Origin of the sequence: Pseudomonas sp. D3-10 (genome assembly GCF_051132175.1) — a bacterium.
In the GTDB taxonomy this organism is placed as follows: Bacteria; Pseudomonadota; Gammaproteobacteria; order Pseudomonadales; family Pseudomonadaceae; genus Aquipseudomonas.
The window spans coordinates 5,386,873-5,406,135 of the sequence record NZ_CP071668.1; the positions used below are offsets into that span (position 1 = coordinate 5,386,873).

General features: G+C 62.0%; 23 protein-coding genes. 13 read left to right on the forward strand and 10 right to left on the reverse strand.

Annotated features, from left to right (window positions below; translation table 11 throughout):
• Positions 1-2: 2 nt before the first annotated feature.
• Positions 3-1,007, forward strand: coding sequence for an aspartate carbamoyltransferase catalytic subunit (locus J3P90_RS24445; RefSeq protein ID WP_420765027.1), 1,005 nt, complete (start codon positions 3-5; stop codon positions 1,005-1,007).
• Positions 1,004-2,275, forward strand: coding sequence for a dihydroorotase (locus J3P90_RS24450; RefSeq protein WP_434609044.1), 1,272 nt, complete (start codon positions 1,004-1,006; stop codon positions 2,273-2,275). The genes J3P90_RS24445 and J3P90_RS24450 overlap by 4 nt, the downstream gene beginning before the upstream one ends.
• Positions 2,276-2,408: 133 nt before the next feature.
• Here J3P90_RS24450 and J3P90_RS24455 read toward each other — a convergent pair whose 3' ends face one another.
• Positions 2,409-2,837: an NINE protein gene (locus J3P90_RS24455; protein ID WP_420765029.1), complete on the reverse strand. Its 429-nt coding sequence runs from the start codon at positions 2,835-2,837 to the stop codon at positions 2,409-2,411.
• Positions 2,838-3,086: 249 nt separating this feature from the next.
• On the opposite strand from J3P90_RS24455, the gene J3P90_RS24460 reads away from it, so the two are divergent.
• Positions 3,087-3,698 (forward strand): C40 family peptidase, encoded by a 612-nt coding sequence (locus J3P90_RS24460; RefSeq protein ID WP_420765030.1) that lies wholly within the window; start codon positions 3,087-3,089, stop codon positions 3,696-3,698.
• A 164-nt stretch (positions 3,699-3,862) separates the two neighbouring features.
• Here J3P90_RS24460 and J3P90_RS24465 read toward each other — a convergent pair whose 3' ends face one another.
• Positions 3,863-4,897: a type IV pilus twitching motility protein PilT gene (locus J3P90_RS24465; protein ID WP_198796877.1), complete on the reverse strand. Its 1,035-nt coding sequence runs from the start codon at positions 4,895-4,897 to the stop codon at positions 3,863-3,865.
• Between the two features lie 56 nt (positions 4,898-4,953).
• On the opposite strand from J3P90_RS24465, the gene J3P90_RS24470 reads away from it, so the two are divergent.
• From J3P90_RS24470 to J3P90_RS24510, 9 genes are all read left to right on the forward strand, one after another.
• Positions 4,954-5,646 (forward strand): YggS family pyridoxal phosphate-dependent enzyme, encoded by a 693-nt coding sequence (locus J3P90_RS24470; RefSeq protein ID WP_434675515.1) that lies wholly within the window; start codon positions 4,954-4,956, stop codon positions 5,644-5,646.
• 27 nt (positions 5,647-5,673) lie between these two features.
• Positions 5,674-6,492 (forward strand): pyrroline-5-carboxylate reductase, encoded by an 819-nt coding sequence (gene proC / locus J3P90_RS24475; RefSeq protein ID WP_420765033.1) that lies wholly within the window; start codon positions 5,674-5,676, stop codon positions 6,490-6,492.
• A 10-nt stretch (positions 6,493-6,502) separates the two neighbouring features.
• Positions 6,503-7,093, forward strand: coding sequence for a YggT family protein (locus J3P90_RS24480; protein ID WP_420765034.1), 591 nt, complete (start codon positions 6,503-6,505; stop codon positions 7,091-7,093).
• Positions 7,094-7,374: 281 nt separating this feature from the next.
• Positions 7,375-8,514 carry a homoserine O-succinyltransferase MetX gene (gene metX, locus J3P90_RS24485; RefSeq protein WP_420765035.1) on the forward strand — a complete coding sequence of 380 codons (1,140 nt, stop codon included), beginning with the start codon at positions 7,375-7,377 and terminating at the stop codon, positions 8,512-8,514.
• A 7-nt stretch (positions 8,515-8,521) separates the two neighbouring features.
• Positions 8,522-9,142 (forward strand): methionine biosynthesis protein MetW, encoded by a 621-nt coding sequence (gene metW / locus J3P90_RS24490; protein WP_420765036.1) that lies wholly within the window; start codon positions 8,522-8,524, stop codon positions 9,140-9,142.
• Positions 9,143-9,167: 25 nt separating this feature from the next.
• A complete protein-coding gene (locus J3P90_RS24495) occupies positions 9,168-9,602 on the forward strand; it encodes a DUF4426 domain-containing protein (protein ID WP_434561797.1) in 435 nt (144 codons plus the stop codon).
• Complete coding sequence (rdgB, locus tag J3P90_RS24500; RefSeq protein ID WP_434561795.1) at positions 9,599-10,195, forward strand: RdgB/HAM1 family non-canonical purine NTP pyrophosphatase; 597 nt, start codon at positions 9,599-9,601, stop codon at positions 10,193-10,195. The genes J3P90_RS24495 and rdgB overlap by 4 nt, the downstream gene beginning before the upstream one ends.
• Before the next feature lie 62 nt (positions 10,196-10,257).
• Positions 10,258-11,391, forward strand: a complete 1,134-nt coding sequence (gene hemW, locus J3P90_RS24505; protein ID WP_434676602.1) for a radical SAM family heme chaperone HemW — start codon at positions 10,258-10,260, stop codon at positions 11,389-11,391.
• Positions 11,392-11,409: 18 nt separating this feature from the next.
• Entirely contained in the window at positions 11,410-11,733 is a 324-nt protein-coding gene (locus J3P90_RS24510; protein ID WP_014340681.1) for a DUF3392 domain-containing protein, read from the forward strand.
• 129 nt (positions 11,734-11,862) lie between these two features.
• On the opposite strand, the gene trmB is transcribed toward J3P90_RS24510, so the two are convergent.
• The 4 genes from trmB to J3P90_RS24530 form a co-directional block, all read right to left on the reverse strand.
• Positions 11,863-12,588: a tRNA (guanosine(46)-N7)-methyltransferase TrmB gene (trmB, locus tag J3P90_RS24515; RefSeq protein WP_434561791.1), complete on the reverse strand. Its 726-nt coding sequence runs from the start codon at positions 12,586-12,588 to the stop codon at positions 11,863-11,865.
• Positions 12,589-12,597: 9 nt separating this feature from the next.
• Complete coding sequence (locus J3P90_RS24520; RefSeq protein WP_060740195.1) at positions 12,598-13,392, reverse strand: thiazole synthase; 795 nt, start codon at positions 13,390-13,392, stop codon at positions 12,598-12,600.
• 54 nt (positions 13,393-13,446) lie between these two features.
• Complete coding sequence (gene thiS / locus J3P90_RS24525) at positions 13,447-13,647, reverse strand: sulfur carrier protein ThiS (RefSeq protein WP_434675516.1); 201 nt, start codon at positions 13,645-13,647, stop codon at positions 13,447-13,449.
• A gap of 91 nt (positions 13,648-13,738) precedes the next feature.
• The gene (locus tag J3P90_RS24530) at positions 13,739-14,119 is read right to left on the reverse strand and encodes a DUF423 domain-containing protein (protein WP_420765041.1); all 381 of its coding nucleotides are present in this window, start codon (positions 14,117-14,119) and stop codon (positions 13,739-13,741) included.
• Positions 14,120-14,193: 74 nt separating this feature from the next.
• On the opposite strand from J3P90_RS24530, the gene mtgA reads away from it, so the two are divergent.
• Entirely contained in the window at positions 14,194-14,916 is a 723-nt protein-coding gene (gene mtgA, locus J3P90_RS24535) for a monofunctional biosynthetic peptidoglycan transglycosylase (RefSeq protein WP_420765042.1), read from the forward strand.
• 193 nt (positions 14,917-15,109) lie between these two features.
• On the opposite strand, the gene rpoH is transcribed toward mtgA, so the two are convergent.
• From rpoH to ftsY, 4 genes are all read right to left on the reverse strand, one after another.
• Positions 15,110-15,964, reverse strand: a complete 855-nt coding sequence (gene rpoH / locus J3P90_RS24540) for an RNA polymerase sigma factor RpoH (protein ID WP_003177476.1) — start codon at positions 15,962-15,964, stop codon at positions 15,110-15,112.
• Positions 15,965-16,077: 113 nt separating this feature from the next.
• Positions 16,078-17,100 (reverse strand): permease-like cell division protein FtsX, encoded by a 1,023-nt coding sequence (gene ftsX, locus J3P90_RS24545; protein ID WP_434675517.1) that lies wholly within the window; start codon positions 17,098-17,100, stop codon positions 16,078-16,080.
• Positions 17,097-17,768, reverse strand: a complete 672-nt coding sequence (gene ftsE / locus J3P90_RS24550; RefSeq protein ID WP_024778908.1) for a cell division ATP-binding protein FtsE — start codon at positions 17,766-17,768, stop codon at positions 17,097-17,099. Before ftsE ends, ftsX begins: the two co-directional genes overlap by 4 nt.
• On the reverse strand, positions 17,765-19,192 hold the full coding sequence (gene ftsY / locus J3P90_RS24555; protein WP_434561787.1) for a signal recognition particle-docking protein FtsY: 1,428 nt from the start codon (positions 19,190-19,192) through the stop codon (positions 17,765-17,767). Before ftsY ends, ftsE begins: the two co-directional genes overlap by 4 nt.
• Positions 19,193-19,263: the final 71 nt, after the last annotated feature.

Genomic DNA, 19,263 nt, shown 5'->3' on the forward strand with positions numbered 1-19,263 from the left:
CGATGACGCCTCTCGAAACCAAGCGCCCGCTGCAGCTCAACGATCAGGGCCAGCTGCGGCATTTCCTGTCCCTCGACGGCCTGCGCCGCGAGCTGCTGACGGAAATCCTCGACACCGCCGACTCATTCCTCGAAGTCGGCGCCCGAGCGGTGAAGAAAGTCCCGTTGCTGCGCGGCAAGACCGTGTGCAACGTCTTTTTTGAAAACTCCACTCGCACCCGCACCACTTTCGAACTGGCGGCCCAGCGGCTGTCGGCGGATGTGATCAGCCTCAACGTGTCCACATCCTCGGCGAGCAAGGGCGAGACCCTGCTCGACACCCTGCGCAACCTCGAGGCCATGGCCGCCGACATGTTCGTCGTGCGCCACGGTGACTCCGGCGCGGCACACTTCATCGCTGAACATGTCTGCCCGCAAGTGGCGATCATCAACGGCGGCGACGGCCGTCACGCCCACCCGACCCAGGGCATGCTCGACATGCTGACCATCCGTCGTCACAAAGGCAGCTTTGAAAACCTGTCGGTAGCGATCGTTGGCGACATCCTGCATTCGCGGGTGGCGCGCTCGAACATGCTGGCCCTCAAGACGCTGGGCTGCCCGGACATCCGCGTAATCGCGCCGAAAACCCTGCTGCCCATCGGCGTCGAGCAGTACGGCGTGAAGGTCTACACCGACATGACCGAAGGCTTGAAGGACGTGGACGTGGTGATCATGCTGCGCCTGCAACGCGAGCGTATGACCGGCGGCCTGCTGCCCAGCGAAGGCGAGTTCTACCGCCTGTTCGGCCTGACCACGGCACGCCTGGCCGGAGCCAAGCCGGACGCCATCGTCATGCACCCGGGGCCGATCAACCGCGGCGTGGAGATCGAGTCGGCGGTGGCCGACGGGCCGCGTTCGGTGATTCTCAACCAAGTGACCTACGGCATCGCCATCCGCATGGCCGTGCTGTCCATGGCCATGAGCGGGCAAACGGCCCAGCGCCAACTCGACCAGGAGAACGCCCAGTGAAGCTCAGCATTCTCGGCGCACGCGTGATCGATCCGGCCAGCGGCCTGGATCAAGTGACTGACATTCATATCGATGCCTGCAAGATCGTCGCTCTGGGCGCCGCGCCGACAGGCTTCGCGGCGGTCGAGACCCTCGACGCCCACGGCCTGGTAGCCGCCCCCGGTCTGGTTGACCTCAACGTCGCCCTGCGCGAGCCGGGCTACAGCCGCAAAGGCAGCATCATCAGCGAAACCCGGGCGGCCGCCGCCGGTGGCGTGACCAGCCTGTGCTGCCCACCGCAAACCAAACCGGTGCTGGACACCTCGGCCGTGGCCGAACTGATCCTCGACCGCGCCCGCGAAGCCGGCAACACCAAGGTCTTTCCCATTGGCGCACTGAGCAAGGGCCTGGAAGGCGAGCAACTGGCCGAGCTCATCGCCCTGCGCGACGCCGGTTGCGTGGCGTTCGGCAATGGCCTGAACAATTTCCGCAACACCCGTACCCTGTGCCGCGCGCTGGAATATGCGGCGACCTTCGGCCTGACGGTGATCTTCAACTCGCAGGACCTTGACCTGGCCGAAGGCGGCCTGGCCCACGAAGGCCCCACCGCCAGTTTCCTTGGCCTGCCGGGCATCCCGGAAACCGCCGAGACCGTGGCACTTGCCCGGGACCTGCTGCTGGTGGAGCAAAGCGGCGTGCGCGCGCACTTCAGCCAACTGACCAGCGCCCGCGGCGCCGCGCTGATCGCCCAGGCCCAGGCACGTGGTTTGCCAGTGACCGCCGATGTGGCGCTGTACCAGTTGATCCTCACCGACGAAGCGCTGATCGACTTCAATAGCGTCTATCACGTCCAGCCGCCGCTGCGCACCCGCGCCGACCGCGATGGCTTGCGCGAGGCGGTGAAGTCCGGGGTGATCTCGGCCATTTCCAGCCATCACCAACCCCACGAGCGCGATGCCAAGCTGGCCCCCTTCGGCGCCACCGAGCCGGGCATCAGCAGCGTCGAGCTGTTGCTGCCGCTGGCCATGACACTGGTGGAAGACGGATTACTGGATCTACCGACCCTGCTGGCACGCCTGAGCGCCGGCCCGGCCCAAGCGCTGCAATTGCCTGCCGGGAAACTGGCCGTGGGTGCCGCGGCGGACCTGGTGCTGTTCGACCCCGCCGCGTCCACCGTGGCCGGTGAAGCCTGGCGTTCCAAGGGTGACAACTGTCCGTTCCTGGGTCACAGCCTGCCGGGGGTGGTGCGCTATACCCTGATGGATGGGCGGATCACTCACCAGGTTTGATACCGCGTCGCCCCTATCGCGAGCAAGCTCGCTCCCACAAGGGGATCTTTGGTGAACACAGGATATGTGAACACCCTCGATCCAGTGTGGGAGCGAGCCTGCTCGCGAATGCAGGCGACACGATCTACCTGTCTTAATGGAAAGCCCCACGCTTCTGCGCATTACGAATCGAGACCTGGTCATTCAGCGTCCAGAAGTCATACAGCACCCCCAGGAAAAACACCCCACCGGTCAGCAGGTAAAGGAGCCCACTGAGCCACTTGCCTTGGTACATGCGATGCACACCAAGCACCCCGAGGAACGTGAGCAGGATCCACGCCACGCTGTATTCGATGGGGCCAGGGGTAAAGCGCAGGTCCGCTTCGCGGTCCATGGCAGGGATCAGGAACAGGTCGATCAGCCAGCCAATGCCCAGCAGGCCGAAGGTGAAAAACCAGATCGTGCCGGTCACCGGCTTGCCGTAATAGAAACGGTGAGCGCCGGTAAACCCGAGAATCCAGAGCAGATACCCGATGACTTTGCTGTGGGTATCGCGGATTGCGTCCTGTTGATAGCTGTTCATGAATGGTCTCTTTTGCCTCGATAGAAAAATTTGTTCGGACTTTTTGTGACTTTTTTGTGTCTCGCCGACAAGCGGTCCTGGTCGGCCCGAGCCGGGGAAACGCCCGTACTACGGGGCCTGTGTCGGACAATCAGGCCAAAATGACGGTACTGTGCGGCGTTTACGCTGGGTTTCGGATCGACAAACGGCCTCGGAAAGCGAAAAAAAGCTGTTATAAAGTTGCGCGCTAACCTTTATGAGCCCTGCCTAATGCGTCCATTTTTAAAGACATGGCTGACCATCTGCCTATTATTGCCACTGGCCGCCCACGCCACCAACCGTGAGCAACGTCTTCCCAACATCAATGGCTACACCCCTAAATCCCATGTTTCTGCTCCGTCGAGCAAGAACAAGCAAGGCGTCCAGCGCGTGAGCACGGCTCAGAGTCGACTGGTGCCACCCATGGCGACCAAGACCACCAGCAATGTCTTGAGCCGCGCCGTGAATGTACTCGGCACACCTTACCGTTGGGGCGGCAGCAGCCCAAGTAAAGGTTTCGATTGCAGTGGGCTGGTGAAATACGCCTTCAACGACGCCACCTTCGATTTGCCGCGCACATCCAACGCGATGGCAGCCGGCCATGGTGAAAAAGTCGAGCGCAAGGACTTGAAGCCTGGGGATCTGATTTTCTTCAAGCTCAAGAGCCGGCGAGTCAACCATGTGGCCATCTACCTGGGCAATGACCGCTTCATTCACGCCCCGCGCCGTGGCAAGTCGGTGACCATCGACACGCTGAACAAGCCGTATTGGAACACCCATTACGTGGTTGCCAAGCGGGTACTGCCCAAAGAGCCGGGTGCGATGCGGGTGGTTCAGCGCTGATCTGAAGACCACTTGGTCCTTGTGGCGAGGGAGCTTGCTCCCGCTGGGGCGCGGAGCGGCCCCGACGGTGCATGCCTGGGTGACGGTGGCGTCTGATTTGGGGCTGCTTCGCAACCCAGCGGGAGCAAGCTCCCTCGCCACAAGAGCGGTACTGCCTTCTTGCCCTAGAAATTATCCGGCGTACGCGCCCGCTCCCGCGCATGCTCGCGGCTGATCAGTCCCTTGTTCACCAACTCCTTCAGGCACATGTCCAGCGTCTGCATCCCCAGCGAGCCGCCGGTCTGAATCGACGAATACATCTGCGCGATCTTGTCTTCCCGGATGAGATTGCGGATCGCCGAGGTGCCGAGCATGATTTCATGCGCCGCAACCCGGCCGCCGCCGATCTTCTTGACCAGCGTCTGGGAGATCACCGCCTGCAACGACTCCGACAGCATCGAACGAACCATGGACTTCTCGTCACCGGGAAACACGTCCACCACCCGGTCAATGGTCTTGGCCGCCGATGTGGTGTGCAGCGTGCCAAACACCAAGTGCCCGGTTTCTGCGGCAGTCAGCGCCAGCCGGATGGTTTCCAGGTCGCGCATTTCCCCCACCAGGATCACGTCCGGATCTTCCCGCAGGGCCGAGCGCAGCGCCGTGGAAAAGCCCTGGGTATCGCGGTGCACCTCGCGCTGGTTGATCAGGCATTTGCGCGGTTCATGGACGAATTCGATCGGGTCCTCGATGGTGAGGATGTGATGATGCTTGTGGCTGTTCAGGTAATCGATCATCGCGGCCAGGGTGGTGGACTTGCCGGACCCCGTCGGCCCGGTCACCAGCACGAGCCCACGTGGGGCCTCGGTGATCTTGCGAAACACCTCGCCCATACCCAGGTCTTCCATGGTCAGGACTTTCGAAGGGATGGTCCGGAACACCGCCCCCGCGCCACGATTCTGGTTGAAGGCATTGACCCGAAACCGCGCAACGCCTGGCACGTCGAAGGAAAAGTCGGTCTCCAGAAACTTTTCGTAATCCACTCGTTGCCGGTCATTCATGATGTCGTAGATCAGTTCATGGACCTGCTTGTGGTCCAACGCCGGCAGGTTGATACGCCGCACATCGCCATCGACACGGATCATTGGTGGCAACCCGGCGGACAGATGCAGGTCCGACGCCCCCTGTTTGGCGCTGAACGCCAGCAGTTCAGTGATATCCATAGCGCTCCTCAATTCCAGTAGAATGCCGCGAACCTCAGACCCGCTGGCCTTTCTTTATGACCACGATAGCAGACAACATTGCTCAGGTTAGATCGCGCATCCATGCGGCGGAACAGGCCGCCCGACGCGCCGAACACAGCGTCCATCTACTGGCCGTCAGCAAGACCAAGCCCGCCCAGGCCCTGCGCGAAGCCTACGCCGCCGGCCTGCGTGACTTCGGCGAGAACTACTTGCAAGAAGCCTTGGGCAAGCAGGCCGAACTGACTGACCTGCCCTTGATCTGGCACTTCATCGGCCCCATTCAATCGAACAAGACGCGCGCTATCGCCGAACATTTCGACTGGGTGCATTCCGTGGATCGCTTCAAAATTGCACAGCGCCTGTCCGAGCAGCGGCCAGCCGAGCTGCCACCATTGAACATCTGCATTCAGGTCAACGTCAGCGGCGAAGCCAGTAAATCCGGCTGCGCGCCAGCGGACCTGCCCGCCCTTGCCAGCGCCATCAGCACGTTGCCACGCCTCACGTTGCGCGGGTTGATGGCGATTCCCGAACCGACCGACGATCGCGCTGAACAGGACGCGGCTTTTGCTGCTGTCCAGCGCCTGCAAGCCAGCCTGGACCTGCCCCTGGATACGCTGTCCATGGGCATGAGCCATGACCTCGAATCCGCCATTGCTCAAGGCGCCACCTGGGTGCGCGTCGGTACTGCGCTGTTTGGGGCTCGCGACTACGGTCAATCGCCCAGCTGACTCACTCATCTTTCATAAGGATCCGTTATGAGCAACACGCGTATTGCCTTTATCGGCGCCGGCAACATGGCCGCCAGCCTGATCGGCGGCCTGCGGGCCAAGGGCCTGGATGCAGCGCAGATCCGCGCCAGCGATCCGGGTGAAGAAACCCGCCAGCGGGTGAGCGCAGAGCACGGCATCGAAGCCTTCGCCGACAACGCCCAGGCCATCGACGGCGTGGACGTCGTGGTGCTCGCGGTCAAGCCGCAAGCAATGAAAAGCGTGTGCGAAGCCCTTCGCCCGCATCTCAAGCCACATCAACTGATCGTGTCGATTGCCGCTGGTATTACTTGCGCGAGCATGAACAACTGGCTCGGCGCCCAGCCCATCGTGCGCTGCATGCCCAACACCCCGGCACTGCTGCGCCAGGGCGTCAGCGGCCTGTTCGCCACCGAACAGGTGACGGCCGCCCAACGCCAGCAGGCTGAAGAATTGCTGTCGGCCGTGGGTCTTGCGCTGTGGCTGGAAACCGAGCAGCAACTGGACGCGGTCACCGCCGTCTCCGGCTCTGGCCCGGCGTACTTCTTCCTGCTGATCGAAGCCATGACCGCCGCCGGCGAGAAACTCGGCCTGCCCCGGGAAACCGCCGCTCAGCTGACCTTGCAGACTGCCCTGGGCGCCGCGCATATGGCGGTCGCCAGCGATGTCGATGCGGCGGAGCTGCGTCGCCGCGTGACTTCGCCGGCCGGTACCACCGAAGCGGCCATCAAATCATTCCAGGCCGGAGGCTTCGAAGCCCTGGTTGAAAAAGCACTCGGCGCCGCCGCGCACCGCTCGGCCGAAATGGCCGAACAACTGGGCCAATAAGGAGCCATTCATGATTGGATTGAACACTGCAGCGGTCTATGTCCTGCAAACCCTCGGCAGCCTGTACCTGCTGATCGTGCTGATGCGCTTCGTGCTGCAACTGGTGCGCGCCAACTTCTACAACCCGTTGTGCCAGTTCATCGTCAAGGCGACCCAACCGCTGCTTAAACCATTGCGCCGGATCATTCCGAGCCTGTTCGGCCTGGACATGTCCTCGCTGTTGCTGGCGATCCTGTTGCAAATGGCGCTGATGGCCCTGACGCTGCTGCTGACCTATGGCATCACCGGCAATCCGCTGCAATTGCTGATCTGGTCGATCATCGGCGTTACCGCACTGTTCCTGAAGATATTTTTCTTTGCCCTGATCATCAGCGTGATCCTGTCCTGGGTCGCGCCGGGCAGCCACAACCCGGGCGCCGAACTGGTGAACCAGATCTGCGAGCCGGCCCTGGCGCCGTTCCGCCGCATCGTGCCGAACCTCGGCGGCCTGGACATCTCGCCGATCCTGGCATTCATGGTGCTCAAACTGATCGATATGCTGGTGATCAACAACCTGGCGGCGATGACGATGATGCCGGAGATCCTGCGGGTGCTGATCTAAAGCACGCTGCAACTTTTCCTATGGCGAGGGAGCTTGCTCCCGCTGGGCCGCGAAGCAGCCCCAAACCGGGCGCCACCGTCGTCCAGACAGCCCCGGGCGGCAGCATTCAGGGCCGCTTCGCGCTGGAGCGCCAGCCCGGCCCAGCGGGAGCAAGCTCCCTCGCCACAGATTGATCCAGTCACCACAGGGTTTGCATCAGCGGACAATCAGCGCCGCCCTTTGCTTGCCGCTAACCCCAGCGGTCTTTAGACTTACGCCTCATTTCAACGAGAGCAGGGTCGATGCCAGCTGCCTTTCCCCCCGATTCCGTTGGTCTGGTGACGCCGCAAACGGCGCATTTCAGCGAGCCCCTGGCCCTGGCCTGCGGCCGTTCGTTGCCAGCCTATGACCTGATCTACGAAACCTACGGCACCCTCAACGCCACGGCGAGCAATGCCGTGCTGATTTGCCACGCCTTGTCGGGGCATCACCACGCCGCCGGCTACCACAGCGTCGATGACCGCAAGCCCGGCTGGTGGGACAGTTGCATCGGCCCCGGCAAGCCCATCGACACCAACCGGTTCTTCGTGGTCAGCCTGAACAACCTCGGCGGTTGCAACGGCTCCACCGGCCCCAGCAGCCTCAACCCCGACACTGGCAAGCCCTTCGGCGCCGATTTCCCGGTACTGACCGTGGAAGACTGGGTCCACAGCCAGGCCCGCCTGGCCGACCGCCTCGGCATCGGTCAATGGGCGGCGGTGATCGGTGGCAGCCTCGGCGGCATGCAGGCCCTGCAATGGACCATCACCTACCCGGATCGCGTGCGCCATTGCCTGGCAATCGCCTCGGCGCCCAAGCTGTCGGCGCAGAACATTGCTTTCAACGAAGTGGCGCGCCAGGCGATCCTCACCGACCCCGAGTTTCACGGAGGTTCGTTCCAGGAACATGGCGTGATTCCCAAGCGCGGGTTGATGCTGGCGCGGATGGTCGGGCACATCACCTACCTGTCCGACGATTCCATGGGTGAAAAATTCGGCCGAGGCCTCAAGAGCGAAAAGCTCAACTACGACTTCCACAGCGTGGAATTCCAGGTCGAGAGCTACCTGCGTTATCAGGGCGAGGAATTCTCCGGGCGCTTCGACGCCAACACCTACCTGCTGATGACCAAGGCGCTGGACTACTTCGATCCGGCGGCGAACTTCGACGATGACCTGGCGAAAACCTTCGCCAATGCCACCGCCAAGTTTTGCGTGATGTCGTTCACCACCGACTGGCGCTTCTCCCCGGCCCGCTCCCGGGAGCTGGTGGACGCGCTGATGGCCGCGCGCAAGGACGTCTGTTACCTGGAAATCGACGCACCCCAGGGCCACGACGCCTTTTTGATTCCGATCCCGCGCTACCTGCAGGCGTTCGGCAACTACATGAACCGTATTACGCTGTGAGGACGCCATGAGAGCCGATCTGGACATCATCCAGGAATGGATCCCCGCCGGCAGCCGCGTGCTCGACCTGGGCTGCGGCAACGGCGAACTGCTGACCTGGCTGCGCGACAACAAGCAAGTGACGGGCTACGGGCTGGAAAACGACCCGGACAACATCGCCGAATGCGTGGCCAAGGGCATCAACGTCATCGAACAAGACCTGGACAAAGGGCTGGGCAACTTCGCCAGCAACAGCTTCGACATCGTGGTCATGACCCAGGCCCTGCAAGCCGTGCATTACCCAGACAAGATTCTCGACGAAATGCTGCGCGTCGGGCGCCAGTGCATCATTACCTTCCCCAACTTCGGTCACTGGCGCTGCCGCTGGTACCTGGCGAGCAAGGGACGGATGCCGGTGTCGGAATTCCTGCCCTATACCTGGTACAACACCCCGAACATCCATTTCTGTACGTTCGAGGATTTCGAAGAACTGTGCCGCGAGCGCAAGGCCAAGGTCATCGACCGGCTGGCGGTGGACCAGCAGCACCGCCACGGGTGGGCCAGCAAGCTATGGCCTAATCTGTTAGGTGAGATTGGCATTTACCGGGTCAGCAGCCCGGGCCTTGCCGACCATCAGGTCGCGGTGTGAGCACCCGCCTTTTCAGGAGCACGACATGAAGCGTCTAGCGTTGCTGTTAATCACCTCCTGCCTGAGCATCGGCGCCATGGCCGCCGATGTCATCAAGGCCGAGCGCAAGGAAGTGTTCGGTGACGTCACCGTTCACTACAACACGTTCAACTCCACCTTCCTGACCCCCGACATCGCCAAGGGCGCCGAGCTGATTCGCAGCAAGCACCAGGGCGTCATCAACGTCTCGGTGATCAAGGAAGGCAAGCCGTTGATGGCCCAGGTCAGCGGTACGGTCAAGGACCTGACCAGCAAGACAGTCCCGCTCACCTTCCGCCAGGTCACCGAAGCAGGCGCGATCTACTACATCGCCCAGTATCCAGTGGAACAGCAGGAAACCCGCACCTTCGAGATCAAGGTGCAAACCGGCGACAAAATCAACACCATCAACTTCAACCAGGAACTGTTTCCGGGCCAATGATCAACCTTACCCAACTCGTACTGGCCAGCCACAACGCCGGCAAACTCAAGGAACTCCAGGCGATGCTCGGCGGATCGGTGCAGCTGCGCTCGATCGGTGAATTCAGCCAGGTCGAGCCGGAGGAAACCGGTTTGTCCTTCGTCGAGAACGCCATCCTCAAGGCCCGCAATGCGGCGCGCATTTCCGGCCTGCCGGCGCTGGCCGACGATTCCGGTCTGGCGGTGGACTTCCTCGGCGGCGCGCCGGGCATCTATTCGGCCCGTTACGCCGATGGCAAAGGTGACGCAGCGAACAACGCCAAGCTGCTCGAAGCCCTCAAGGACGTGCCCGAAGCCGAGCGCGGCGCGCAATTCGTTTGTGTGCTGGCGCTTGTGCGCCATGCCGACGATCCACTGCCGATCCTCTGCGAAGGCCTGTGGCACGGGCGCATCCTCGCCAAGGCCAGCGGCGAACACGGCTTTGGCTACGACCCGTTGTTCTGGGTGCCTGAGCGCAATTGTTCCAGCGCCGAGCTGGGCCCCGTTGAAAAGAACCAACTGAGCCACCGCGCCCGCGCCATGGCCCTGCTGCGCCAACGCCTGGGCCTGCAATGACCACCGACTCCCCCGCACCGCTGATCCACGGCGGCGCACAGACACCTCGGGCGCCGCTGCCCATGCTGCCGCCCTTGGCGTTGTACATCCATATCCCCTGGTGCGTGCGCAAATGCCCGTATTGCGACTTCAACTCCCACACCGCCAGCCCGCAGCTGCCGGAGGAGGAATACGTCGACGCCTTGCTGGCCGATCTCGACCAGGATTTGCATGGGGTTCACGGCCGGCCGTTGTCCTCCATTTTCTTTGGCGGCGGCACGCCAAGCCTGTTCAGCGCCCAAGCCCTGGGGCGTCTGCTGCGGGGCGTCGAGGCGCGCATCCCTTTTGCGCCCGATATTGAAATCACCCTGGAAGCCAACCCAGGCACCTTCGAGCAAGAGAAATTCGTCGCCTACCGGGCGCTGGGCATCAATCGTCTGTCCATTGGCATCCAGAGCTTCCAACAGGCCAAGCTCCAAGCGCTTGGCCGAATCCATAACGGCGACGAGGCGGTGCGTGCCGCTGGCATGGCCCGCCAGGCCGGGTTCGATAATTTCAATCTCGACTTGATGCATGGCCTGCCGGATCAATCCCTCGAAGATGCCTTGAGCGATCTGCGCCAGGCCATTGCCCTGAAGCCCACCCATTTGTCCTGGTATCAACTGACGCTGGAGCCGAACACGGTGTTCTGGAACCAGCCGCCAATCTTGCCGGAAGACGACACGCTGTGGGACATCCAGGAAGCCGGGCAGGCGCTGCTCGCCGAGCATGGCTACGCCCAATATGAGGTCTCCGCCTATGCCCAGCCAGGGCGCGCGGCGCGGCACAACCTCAATTATTGGAGCTTCGGTGACTTCATCGGCATCGGCGCCGGGGCCCACGGCAAGCTCAGCCATCCGGACGGGCGCATCGTGCGCACCTGGAAGACTCGCCTGCCCAAGGATTATCTCAACCCGGCCAAACGTTTCCTGGCCGGCGAAAAGAGCCTGGCCAACGAAGAACTGCCTTTCGAGTTCCTGATGAACGCGCTGCGTCTTACCGAAGGTGTAGCGGCGCAGCTTTATCCGCAGCGCACCGGCCTGTCTTTGGAAAGCCTGGCCGACGGCCGGCGCGAGGCCGAACAAAGTGGGTTGTTGCAGGTCGAACCGTCACGTCTGGTGGCGACCGAGCGCGGACAGCTGTTTCTCAACGACTTGCTGCAGAAATTTCTGAGCTGATCAACACAAGGAAATCGAATGGATCTGGTACTCGACCTGCTCGCCACCGTATCCCGCTGGAGCCGCAGCAACCTGTCGGAAATCTCCCTGGCGTTGGTAGGCTGCCTGCTGGTGTTGTTTGGTGCGGATATCAAGGGCTGGGTCGAACAGCGCCTGGGCAGCATCGCCGGCGCCTTGCGCGTCCCGCTGATCGCCCTGCTATGCATGATCGGCAGCGGCGCCGCGCTGATCTACGCCACGCCGTGGATCGTCCGGGGCTTGAGCCAGTTCAACAACTACAGCCTGGCGCCGGTGTTATTGGTGGTGTTGGTGTTGATTGGTGTGGTGGCTGACCGCCGCTGATTTAAGCCATCACATAAAACACATGTGGGAGCGAGCCTGCTCGCGAAGAGGGAGTGTCAGGCAATGCTTTGTTGGCTGACACACCGTATTCGCGAGCAGGCTCGCTCCCACAGTTTTATTGCGTGATGTTTAAGGCAGCTTCTCGAACTTCAAGTCCCAAACCCCATGCCCGAGCCGTTCGCCACGGCGTTCGAACTTGGTGATCGGCCGTTCAGCCGGGCGCGGTACGCACTTGCCGTCCTCGGCCAGGTTGCGATAACCCGGCGCGACGTTCATCACTTCCAGCATGTATTCGGCGTAGGGCTCCCAGTCGGTGGCCATGTGCAACACACCGCCGACCTTCAACTTGCTACGCACCAGCTCAGCGAACGACGCCTGGACGATCCGGCGCTTGTGGTGTCGGCTTTTGTGCCACGGATCCGGGAAGAACAGCATCAGCCGATCGAGGCTGTTATCGGCCACGCAACGATTAAGCACTTCGATAGCGTCGCAATCGTAGACCCGCAGGTTGGTCAGCCCTTGGGTCAGCACGCCGTTGAGCAGCGCACCGACACCCGGACGATGGACCTCCACGCCGATGAAATCCTGTTCCGGCGCGGCGGCGGCCATCTCCAGAAGCGAGTGGCCCATGCCAAAACCGATTTCCAGCGAGCGCGGCGCCGAGCGTCCGAAGACCTGGTCGAAGTCGACCGGTGCATCGGCCAGGGGCAGGACATACAGCGGGGCGCCCTGTTCCAGGCCGCGTTGCTGGCCTTCGGTCATGCGCCCGGCGCGCATCACGAAACTCTTGATGCGGCGGTGCTGGCGCTCTTCGCCTTCTTCCGGCAGGACAGGCGTGTCGTTCGATTCAGTCATCAATGGCTCTTACTTGATCAGACCATCCAGCGGCGAGGACGCGCTGGCGTAGAGTTTTTTCGGCATGCGGCCGGCCAGGTAGGCCAAGCGGCCGGCAACGATGGCGTGCTTCATGGCTTCGGCCATCAGGACCGGCTGCTGGGCATGGGCGATGGCCGAGTTCATCAGCACCGCTTCGCAACCCAGCTCCATGGCGATGGTGGCGTCGGAAGCGGTACCGACACCGGCATCCACCAGCACCGGGATCTTGGCTTCTTCCAGGATGATCTGCAGGTTGTATGGGTTGCAGATCCCCAGGCCGGTGCCGATCAGGCCGGCCAACGGCATGACCGCGATGCAGCCGATTTCCGCCAACTGACGGGCGATGATCGGGTCATCGCTGGTGTAGACCATCACGTCAAAACCTTCCTTGACCAGGGTCTCGGCGGCCTTGAGGGTTTCGATCACGTTGGGGAACAGGGTTTTCTGGTCCGCCAGCACTTCCAGCTTCACCAGGTTGTGACCGTCGAGCAGTTCACGGGCCAGGCGACAGGTGCGCACGGCCTCGATGGCGTCGAAGCAACCAGCGGTGTTCGGCAGGATCGTGTAGCGATCCGGCGGCAGGATATCCAGCAGGTTCGGTTCGCCCGGGTTCTGGCCGATGTTGGTGCGGCGCACGGCGACGGTCACGATTTCGGCGCCCGAGGCCTCGATGGCCAGGCGGGTTTCTTCCATGTCGCGGTATTTGCCGGTACCTACCAGCAAGCGCGACTGGTAGGTACGACCGGCCAGGACGAAGGGCTTGTCGCTACGAACGATGCTCATGGGAAATCCTCTGTTGGGGTGAGGTTCTTGCGAAAGGCTGCGAAACCGAGGCGACTAACCGCCACCGATGGCGTGGACCACTTCGACGCTATCACCGTCGTTCAATTTGGTTTCGGCGTGCTGGCTGCGCGGGACGATATTCAGATTGAGTTCCACCGCGACGCGGCGTCCGGTGAGTTCCAGACGGGTCAGCAGGGCCGCGACGGTTTCACCGTCGGGCAGATCAAGGGGTTCGCCGTTCAACTGAATGCGCATGCCGGATGCCGCCATCATTTTTAGGGGCTGGCATTCTAGCCCGATCAGTCTGGGTGACCCAAGCCCCTTGGTCAGCTACGAGCGACAAGCTTCAAGCGGCAAGTTGCAGGCGCCAGGCCGCGATGCCCAGGCACAACCAACCGATCAGGAAAGCCACGCCGCCCAGGGGCGTGATCATGCCCAGCTTGGTGACACCGGTAAGGGTCAGCAGATACAGGCTGCCGGAGAACAGCAGGATGCCGATCACGAATGAAATTCCGGCCCAAGTGACGATACGACCCGGGATGTGCGTGGCCAACAGCGCAACGCCGAACAGCGCCAGGGTATGCACCAGTTGGTAGGTCACCCCAGTGTGGAAAATCGCCAGATAATCGGCGCTCAGGCGGTTTTTCAGGCCATGGGCGGCAAACGCCCCCAGCGCCACGCCCGTGAAGCCGAAAAAAGCCGCCAGCATCAGAAAGCTACGCAACATGGGGAACTCCGGTCAGACTCGATGGACAGGGTCTGTATAATGGCCCGCTCGACGGGTTCGGCCAAGCCATCTCTATGCTGCGTTCATTGTTTCGACGATTCATTAAAGCCCTGTTCTGGTTCGCCGCCTGCAGCGTTGTGCTGGTGCTGCTGTTTCGCGTGGTGCCACCGCCGTTCACCGCGCTGATGATCGAGCGCAAGGTGCAATCCTGGTTCGGAGGCGAACCGATCGACCTGCAGCGTGACTGGCAACCCTGGGACAAGATTTCCAATCATCTCAAGGTTGCGGTCATTGCCGGGGAAGACCAGAAATTTCCCGAGCATTGGGGCTTTGACATCGGCGCAATCCAGGCCGCGTTCGCCCACAACGGGCGCGGCGGTTCGATTCGTGGCGCCAGCACCCTTAGCCAGCAGGTTTCCAAGAACCTTTTCCTGTGGTCGGGCCGCAGTTGGCTGCGCAAGGGGCTGGAGGCCTGGTTCACCGCGCTGATCGAAGTGTTCTGGCCCAAGCAGCGGATCCTCGAGGTGTACCTCAATAGCGTCGAGTGGGACGACGGGGTGTTTGGGGCCGAAGCGGCGGCGCGGCATCATTTTCGTGTCGGTGCAAACGCCTTGTCCCGACAACAGGCCAGCCTGTTGGCCGCAGTCCTGCCCAACCCGAGGGCCTGGAGCGCCAGTCGGCCGAGCCCTTATGTGCTCAGGCGTGCGAGTTGGATTCGCCAGCAGATGAGCCAATTGGGAGGTGATGGTTATCTGTTGCGGTTAGATGAGTCTCGGCCGGCGCCCTGGGCTCAATAGCCGCGACACCACGGATTCTTGTGGGAGCGAGCCTGCTCGCGATGACAATCGAGCATTCAGCAGAGATGTCGCCTGACCCACCGCCATCGCGAGCAAGCTCGCTCCCACAAAGGCTGAGTTGACGCTTGCATCGCACAAACAAAAACGCCCCGATCAGTAATGATCGGGGCGTTTTTGTGATAGCTGTCGCAGGTCAAGCCGCAATCGACACCTTGAGCTTGTTCATCGCGCTCTTCTCAAGCTGGCGAATTCGCTCGGCCGACACGTTGTACTTTTGCGCCAGGTCGTGCAGCGTGGCTTTCTCCTCGGCCAGCCAGCGCTGGTAGAGAATGTCGCGGCTGCGCTCGTCCAGCACTTCCAGCGCTTCGTGCAGGTTGGTGTTGGAGTTGTCACTCCAGTCGGCGTCCTCCAGTTGACGCGCCGGGTCGTACCGGTGGTCTTCCAGGTAGTTGGCCGGCGATTGGAAAGCGCTGTCGTCGTCCGCTTCGGCGGCCGGGTCAAAAGCCATGTCATGGCCGGTCAGGCGACTTTCCATTTCGCGCACTTCACGAGGTTCCACACCGAGGCTCTCGGCCACGCGATGGACTTCCTCGTTGTTCAACCAGGCCAGGCGCTTCTTCTGGCTGCGCAGGTTGAAAAACAGCTTGCGCTGGGCCTTGGTGGTCGCGACCTTCACGATGCGCCAGTTGCGCAGGATGAACTCGTGGATTTCCGCCTTGATCCAGTGCACTGCAAACGACACCAGGCGCACACCCATTTCCGGGTTGAAACGCTTGACCGCCTTCATCAGGCCAACGTTGCCTTCCTGGATCAGGTCGGCCTGGGCCAGCCCGTAGCCGGAATAGCTGCGGGCAATATGTACGACAAAACGCAGGTGGGCGAGCACCATCTGCCGAGCCGCCTCAAGATCCTGCTCATAGTAGAGACTCTCGGCCAGTTCACGCTCCTGCTCGGGGGTCAGCAGCGGGATGCTGTTGACCGTGTGCACATAGGCCTCCAGGTTCGCACCTGGGACCAGAGCATAAGCAGGTTGCAAAGAAGTGGTCATACGAAAAAACCTCCGACTCACATAACTCGTGCAGTTCAGCACTGCGAAAATTGACCGGGAACCGTAGGACAAGTTCCCACAAAAACCGAAAGGTCAATACGCGCAAAAAACAACTATTTTGGCGCAAGCTCACGTAGGTGGCGTGCTACCGCAATCCATGCACCGATATAACCCAACAGCACCGCGCCAAGCAAGAGCGACAGACCGTCAGCGACTGGCACTCCGGCCAGCGCGAAGTCACTGCCATACAAACCGGCCAGTCCCACTACCGCATCGTTTAGCCAGTCCAGGCCGAACGCCAATACGCCCCAGGACAGGATGCCTGCGCCGAAGCCATACAACGCTCCCATATAAAGGAAAGGCCTGCGTACATAACTGTCCGTACCGCCGACGAGTTTAATCACTTCTATCTCGGTGCGGCGGTTTTCAATATGAAGACGAATGGTATTGCCTATCACCAAAAGTAATGCAGAAACCAAGAGCACCGTCAGGCCGAAGACAAACCTGTCGCCGAGCTTGAGGATCGCCGCAAGACGCTCGACCCAGACTAGATCAAGTTGCGCCTGTTGTACCTTCGGCAGCTCGGAAAGTCTTTGTCTTAATGCTTCAAGGGTCGGCTTGTCGACCTCATTTGGGGTGACCAGCACAACGCCTGGCAGCGGGTTCTCCGGCAGCTCCTTGAGGGCTTCGCCCAGGCCCGACTGCTGCTGGAACTCTTCCAGCGCCTGCTCGCGACCCACGTATTCGGCATCGGCCACGCCCGGCATGGTCTTGATCTGCTCACGCAGCGCCTCGCCTTCGCCTGGCGTCGCATCCAGATGCAAATAAAGGGAGATCTGCGCCGCGCGCTGCCAGGAACCGCCCAGGCGCTCCACATTACTCAGCAGCAATGACAGGCCCATGGGCAGGCTCAAGGCCACCGCCATCACCATGCAGGTAAAGAAGCTGCCGATCGGTTGCTTGCCCAGGCGCCGAAGGCTGTCCAGCAGGCTGGCGCGATGGCTTTCGATCCAGGCGTGCAACAGCGTGGTGAAATCCGGGCCATCGTCATCGTCGCGCTTTTTCTTCTGCGGCTGCGGATCGGTGCCCTTCGGGGCCACGCGTTCGGCCACTTTCGGGCTGCGAGTAGCACTCATACGCCTGCCTCCCCGTCGCCGATCAGTCGACCGCGTTGCAAGGTCAGCATGCGGTGACGCATACGCGCGATCAGTGCCAGGTCGTGGCTAGCGATCAGCACGCTGGTGCCCAAGCGGTTGATGTCTTCGAATACGCCCATGATCTCCGCCGCCAGTCGCGGGTCGAGGTTACCGGTGGGTTCGTCCGCCAACAGCAAGGCCGGGCGATGGACGATGGCGCGGGCAATGCCGACGCGCTGTTGCTGGCCGGTGGACAGGTCGCCCGGGTACAGATCGGTCTTGTCCGACAGAGCCACGCGCTCCAGGGCCGAATCCACGCGTTTGTTGATTTCGGCCTTGGACAGCCCAAGGATCTGCAAAGGCAGCGCCACGTTATTGAATACCGTGCGATCGAACAGCAGTTGGTGATTCTGGAATACCACGCCGATCTGGCGCCGCAGATAAGGGATCTGGGCGTTGCTGATGGTGCTCAAGTCCTGGCCGGCCAGCAGCAGCTTGCCGGTGGTGGGCCGTTCCATCGCCAGCAGCAGGCGCAGCAAGGTACTTTTACCGGCACCGGAGTGGCCGGTCACAAACAGAAACTCGCCCCGACGGACCCGAAAGCTCAGCTCGTGCAAGCCGACGTGACCGTTCGGATAGCGTTTACCGACCTGTTCGAAACGAATCATGAATGCTCCCGCTCGGCAAACAGCGCCTGGACAAAGGGCTCGGCTTCGAAGGTGCGCAGGTCATCGATGCCTTCACCCACGCCGATGTAGCGAATTGGCAGGCCAAACTGCTTGGCCAGGGCGAAGATCACCCCGCCCTTGGCGGTACCGTCGAGCTTGGTCAGGGCCAGCCCGGTCAGTTCGACGGTCTGGTTGAACTGCTTGGCCTGGTTGATGGCGTTCTGGCCGGTCCCGGCATCCAGCACCAGCAACACTTCGTGGGGCGCATCGGCGTCGAGCTTGCCGATCACCCGGCGGACCTTCTTCAACTCTTCCATCAGGTTGTCTTTGGTGTGCAGGCGACCGGCCGTGTCGGCGATCAGCACATCGATGCCACGGGCCTTGGCGGCCTGCACGGCGTCGAAGATCACCGAAGCGGAGTCGGCACCGGTGTGCTGGGCGATGACCGGGATCTTGTTGCGCTCGCCCCACACTTGCAGTTGCTCGACAGCGGCGGCGCGGAAGGTGTCGCCGGCGGCAAGCATGACCTTCTTGCCTTCGAGCTGCAGCTTCTTCGCCAGCTTGCCGATGGTGGTGGTCTTGCCGGCACCGTTGACGCCAACGACCAGAATCACGAACGGCTTGTTCTGCGAGGCAATCACCAGCGGCTGCTCCACGGGCTTGAGCAGGTTGGTCAGTTCACCCTGGAGGGACTTGTACAGCGCATCGGCATCGGTCAATTGTTTACGCGCGACTTTCTGGGTCAGGCTCTGGATGATCACCGAGGTGGCCTCGACGCCTACGTCGGCGGTGAGCAGGCGGGTCTCGATGTCTTCCAGCAGCTCGTCATCGATGACTTTCTTGCCCAGGAACAGGCTGGCCATGCCCTCGCCAATACTGGCGCTGGTCTTGGACAGGCCCTGCTTGAGGCGGGCAAAAAAACCGACCTTGCTCTCTTCAACGGGCCGCGGCGGTTCGACCGGGGCCGAAGCCTCTACCACGACAGGTTCCGGCTCGGGAGCGAGCTCCGGGGTCGAAGGCGCGAGCACGGCAGCCGGCGCCTCCTCCGGTTGCGTCGGGGCTGGGATTGGCGGCGTGACGTGGGGTGCCTGGGCGTCCTCTACCAGCGCGACCGGTTCTTCCGCCACGGGCAAGGTGAGCCAAGGGGCCTGCCCGGGAGGCGGGGTAAGGGGTTGCTCGACCACCGGCTCATCCACCGGTTCAGCCACTGGCTCGGCTTCGGCCTCGGCCGGTTGCAGCACCGGCTCGGCGATCGGCAGGACAATGGGCGCAGCCTCTTCGACCACCGTCTCTTCGGCGGGCTCAGGCTGCGGTTGCGGCTGTTCGCCCACGGTTTCCTGCGGCTTCTTGCGCAGCCATCCGAACAGGCTTTTTTTCTCGCCAGCCGCAGCTGGGGTCTTCTTGTCGTCGTTGGAACCAAACATGGAGGACGGCTATCTCACGGTAGCGACGCGCCTGGAGGGCGCCTCGGTGATAAATATTCGATGCTGAACAG

What these genes read in the sequence shown, in the direction of transcription:
- J3P90_RS24445 (WP_420765027.1), top strand. Translation starts at nt 3, where the DNA reads ATGACGCCTCTCGAAACCAAGCGCCCGCTGCAGCTCAACGATCAGGGC.
- J3P90_RS24455 (WP_420765029.1), bottom strand. Translation starts at nt 2,837, where the DNA reads ATGAACAGCTATCAACAGGACGCAATCCGCGATACCCACAGCAAAGTC.
- J3P90_RS24460 (WP_420765030.1), top strand. Translation starts at nt 3,087, where the DNA reads ATGCGTCCATTTTTAAAGACATGGCTGACCATCTGCCTATTATTGCCA.
- J3P90_RS24465 (WP_198796877.1), bottom strand. Translation starts at nt 4,897, where the DNA reads ATGGATATCACTGAACTGCTGGCGTTCAGCGCCAAACAGGGGGCGTCG.
- J3P90_RS24470 (WP_434675515.1), top strand. Translation starts at nt 4,954, where the DNA reads ATGACCACGATAGCAGACAACATTGCTCAGGTTAGATCGCGCATCCAT.
- proC (WP_420765033.1), top strand. Translation starts at nt 5,674, where the DNA reads ATGAGCAACACGCGTATTGCCTTTATCGGCGCCGGCAACATGGCCGCC.
- J3P90_RS24480 (WP_420765034.1), top strand. Translation starts at nt 6,503, where the DNA reads ATGATTGGATTGAACACTGCAGCGGTCTATGTCCTGCAAACCCTCGGC.
- metX (WP_420765035.1), top strand. Translation starts at nt 7,375, where the DNA reads ATGCCAGCTGCCTTTCCCCCCGATTCCGTTGGTCTGGTGACGCCGCAA.
- metW (WP_420765036.1), top strand. Translation starts at nt 8,522, where the DNA reads ATGAGAGCCGATCTGGACATCATCCAGGAATGGATCCCCGCCGGCAGC.
- J3P90_RS24495 (WP_434561797.1), top strand. Translation starts at nt 9,168, where the DNA reads ATGAAGCGTCTAGCGTTGCTGTTAATCACCTCCTGCCTGAGCATCGGC.
- rdgB (WP_434561795.1), top strand. Translation starts at nt 9,599, where the DNA reads ATGATCAACCTTACCCAACTCGTACTGGCCAGCCACAACGCCGGCAAA.
- hemW (WP_434676602.1), top strand. Translation starts at nt 10,258, where the DNA reads ATGCTGCCGCCCTTGGCGTTGTACATCCATATCCCCTGGTGCGTGCGC.
- J3P90_RS24510 (WP_014340681.1), top strand. Translation starts at nt 11,410, where the DNA reads ATGGATCTGGTACTCGACCTGCTCGCCACCGTATCCCGCTGGAGCCGC.
- trmB (WP_434561791.1), bottom strand. Translation starts at nt 12,588, where the DNA reads ATGACTGAATCGAACGACACGCCTGTCCTGCCGGAAGAAGGCGAAGAG.
- J3P90_RS24520 (WP_060740195.1), bottom strand. Translation starts at nt 13,392, where the DNA reads ATGAGCATCGTTCGTAGCGACAAGCCCTTCGTCCTGGCCGGTCGTACC.
- thiS (WP_434675516.1), bottom strand. Translation starts at nt 13,647, where the DNA reads ATGCGCATTCAGTTGAACGGCGAACCCCTTGATCTGCCCGACGGTGAA.
- J3P90_RS24530 (WP_420765041.1), bottom strand. Translation starts at nt 14,119, where the DNA reads ATGTTGCGTAGCTTTCTGATGCTGGCGGCTTTTTTCGGCTTCACGGGC.
- mtgA (WP_420765042.1), top strand. Translation starts at nt 14,194, where the DNA reads ATGCTGCGTTCATTGTTTCGACGATTCATTAAAGCCCTGTTCTGGTTC.
- rpoH (WP_003177476.1), bottom strand. Translation starts at nt 15,964, where the DNA reads ATGACCACTTCTTTGCAACCTGCTTATGCTCTGGTCCCAGGTGCGAAC.
- ftsX (WP_434675517.1), bottom strand. Translation starts at nt 17,100, where the DNA reads ATGAGTGCTACTCGCAGCCCGAAAGTGGCCGAACGCGTGGCCCCGAAG.
- ftsE (WP_024778908.1), bottom strand. Translation starts at nt 17,768, where the DNA reads ATGATTCGTTTCGAACAGGTCGGTAAACGCTATCCGAACGGTCACGTC.
- ftsY (WP_434561787.1), bottom strand. Translation starts at nt 19,192, where the DNA reads ATGTTTGGTTCCAACGACGACAAGAAGACCCCAGCTGCGGCTGGCGAG.